The organism is Klebsiella sp. EMBS2024, from assembly GCF_036233805.1.
Taxonomy (GTDB): Bacteria; Pseudomonadota; Gammaproteobacteria; order Enterobacterales; family Enterobacteriaceae; genus Klebsiella; species Klebsiella pneumoniae.
On the sequence record NZ_JAZARW010000002.1, the window covers coordinates 34,698 to 37,416 of the forward strand.

Below are 2,719 nucleotides of genomic sequence, written 5' to 3' on the forward strand. Positions count from 1 at the left end.
GGTAATGACTCCAACTTACTGATAGTGTTTTATGTTCAGATAATGCCCGATGACTTTGTCATGCAGCTCCACCGATTTTGAGAACGACAGTGACTTCCGTCCCAGCCTTGCCAGATGTTGCCTCAGATTCAGGTTATGCCGCTCAATGCGCTGCGTATATCGCTTGCTGATAACGTGCAGTTCTCCCTTCAGGCGTGATTCATAAAGCGGCCAGCCATCCGTCATCCATACCACGACCTCAAAGGCCGACAGCAGGCCCNGAAGACGCTCCAGCGTGGCCANCGTGCGTTCACCGNATACGTGCGCCACAACCGTCNTCCGTATCCTGTCATACGCGTAAAACAACCAGCGCTGGCGTGATTTAGCGCCGACNTAACCCCACTGTTCGTCCATTTCCGCGCAAACAATGACGTCACTGCCCGGTTGTATGCGTGAGNTTACCGACTGCGGNCTGAGTTTTTTAAGTGACGTAAAATCGTGTTGAGGCCAACGCCCATAATGCGNGCGGTTGCCCGGCATCCAACGCCATTCATGGCCATATCAATGATTTTCTGGTGCGTACCGGGCTGAGAGGCGGTGTAAGTGAACTGTAGCTGCCATGTTTTACGGCAGTGAGAGCAGAGATAGCGCTGATGTCCGGCAGTGCTTTTGCCGTTACGCACCACGCCTTCAGTAGCGGAGCAGGAAGGACATCTGATGGAAATGGAAGCCACCCGCACAGCGCGCTGGGATATCACTCCCCGAGGGAATACNNNCAGCGGACATCGTTAACTTAAGATACAAAAGCTGTTCGGAGATGGAGGGTCAAGATCAGGGTGACCTGCGCCATGATGTTATCCGAGCCCTGTTTCCTAATCACTACACCGGTATTTGATTACCCAGGTCAACTTCAGGCTGTTACAGGGACGGCAACCGTGTCAGCACATCCTTGAGATAGGCATACGGATCGTACCCATTATTACGGGCCGACTGGATCAAACTCATGATCGCAGTAGCGCGCTTGAGTATGCGAACCCACGCCGAGCATTTGAGAAGGCAACGGGATGAACGCTGGCTGGATAGCCGTGGTTTTCTGGGTAGGCAGCCGAATCCATTTGTGGTCGAGGTTGGCATTGAGGCTGTAGCCCAAGGCGATGTTTGCGATGGAGGCACCGGGTTCAGAACACTCCTGAATGACCTGAGCCTTGAAAGATTTGCTGTAGGTACGGCGCTGAGGGCGCATGGAAAATCCGCTTGATGGGCCATGGCCTTCGGCGGCGGTGTCGGGAAGGTGTGCTGGCCGGACGGATACTGTTGAACTACGTTGTCTGGGGCAACGGAAGTGTTTCGGCCCGGCTCTGGAACGCGATCCGCAGCGACGACTGGGCAATTCCGCACGTTAGCCTGAGCAGCCTCGGGGAAATCGTCGTCNGGGCGCGCCCAGACGAGTTTCCGCCAAGGAACATGCAGACGAGCAAGGGGCTGCGGGCACTCGGCTACAACGTGAGGATCGGTGTTTGATCGAGGCGCCAGTGGTACACGCAGGCTGACGAGCCAGGCGCTGTCCATTGCCTGATCAGACCGCCCCGCTGCGCCTTGCCTGAGCAGTTGACCTGCATCAATGGGGCGGGAGAACGCTGTACATTGACTCTTGAAGGCTGTCATGGTAAGCGTAATATCTTACAAAGTATTACAAGGATTTCCTTGGCCGGAACCGCAAAGCGACGCGATTGGAGAGGGTGAGATGAAAGCGCACCTACAGGGATGAAAGCGCACCTACAGGTGATTTTCACGCTCGATGAATTGGCTGCGTACTTGAAAGTCGGCAAGCGGACGCTTTATCGGCTCGCCGCGCACGGGGAAATTCCGGCTTTCAAGGTGGGCGGGACGTGGCGGTTTCCTCAAAGTGAAATCGATCAGTGGATCAATGATCAGACCCGAGCCGGAGCAAAGAAGGAGGTGATGCGCAAGCGTGAACAGCAGAAGTCATCCGAGCAGCCCGTGTCGCCTGGGCGCACTGCCCGTCACAGCAGGCAAAGGGCTTGAGTAACTCGTTTTCCAATTTTTCTGGAGGTATGACATGGACATCGATTTCAAGAAGTTGGCTCCCTGGAACTGGTTCAAGAACGAGCAGCAAGAGCAGCAGACCGTCTCTTCCCTGCCGGTGCAGCGCAATGACCTGCCAGCGGCGAGCGGGCCAGTCAGCCCGATCCTGCAACTGCATCGGGAAATCGACCGGCTGTTCGATGACGCATTCCGGGGCTTCGGTTTTCCGGCGTTGAACATGCCGCAGTGGCCATCCGATTGGTCGGGCATGCTGAAGCCGGCCCTGGACATCCAGGAAACCGACAAGCAGTACAAGATTGCCCTGGAAGTGCCCGGTGTCGAGGAGAAGGACATCCAGATCACTCTCGACAACGACGTGCTGATGGTGCGTGGCGAGAAGCGCCAGGAACAGGAGAAGAAGGAAGGTGGCTTCCACCGTGTGGAGCGCTCCTACGGCAGCTTTCAGCGTGCCTTGAACCTGCCTGACGACGCCAACCAGGATTCGATCAAAGCATCGTTCAAGAACGGGGTGCTCACGGTCACGATCGACAAGCGCGAGGTCAGCGCGCCGAAGCAGGGACGCTCGATCCCGATCAACGGCTGACGTCGCCGGCTCGTTCGTCACAAGAAAAACCCGGCACGAGACGAGGAGTCGCGGTTCGCGATGCCTCGTCGCCTCAACCTTGTCAACCTT

At 56.5% G+C, this 2,719-nt stretch carries 5 protein-coding genes and 1 pseudogene; 3 read left to right on the forward strand and 3 right to left on the reverse strand.

Translation table 11 applies throughout. From position 1 onward, the window contains the following. Positions 1-15: 15 nt before the first annotated feature. The 3 genes and pseudogenes from VZP09_RS24375 to VZP09_RS24385 form a co-directional block, all read right to left on the reverse strand. A protein-coding gene (locus VZP09_RS24375) for an IS1 family transposase (RefSeq protein ID WP_328795512.1) occupies positions 16-713 on the reverse strand; the annotation gives its coding sequence in 2 pieces (ribosomal slippage) (positions 16-464 and positions 464-713; 699 coding nt in all). A 184-nt stretch (positions 714-897) separates the two neighbouring features. Further along, a pseudogene (locus VZP09_RS24380) lies at positions 898-1,002 on the reverse strand (transposase domain-containing protein); the annotation flags it as partial. Then, positions 959-1,222, reverse strand: a complete 264-nt coding sequence (locus VZP09_RS24385; protein WP_004187027.1) for a transposase — start codon at positions 1,220-1,222, stop codon at positions 959-961. The gene VZP09_RS24385 and the pseudogene VZP09_RS24380, both read right to left, overlap by 44 nt. A 14-nt stretch (positions 1,223-1,236) precedes the next feature. On the opposite strand from VZP09_RS24385, the gene VZP09_RS24390 reads away from it, so the two are divergent. The 3 genes from VZP09_RS24390 to hsp20 all read left to right on the forward strand — a co-directional run bounded on the left by VZP09_RS24390 (position 1,237) and on the right by hsp20 (position 2,629). Beyond that, the gene (locus VZP09_RS24390) at positions 1,237-1,500 is read left to right on the forward strand and encodes a hypothetical protein (protein ID WP_241363985.1); all 264 of its coding nucleotides are present in this window, start codon (positions 1,237-1,239) and stop codon (positions 1,498-1,500) included. Positions 1,501-1,743: 243 nt separating this feature from the next. Next, entirely contained in the window at positions 1,744-2,025 is a 282-nt protein-coding gene (locus tag VZP09_RS24395; protein WP_013307885.1) for a helix-turn-helix domain-containing protein, read from the forward strand. 34 nt (positions 2,026-2,059) lie between these two features. Beyond that, positions 2,060-2,629, forward strand: a complete 570-nt coding sequence (gene hsp20 / locus VZP09_RS24400) for a small heat shock protein sHSP20 (RefSeq protein WP_004152117.1) — start codon at positions 2,060-2,062, stop codon at positions 2,627-2,629. The last annotated feature ends 90 nt before the right edge of the window (positions 2,630-2,719 follow it).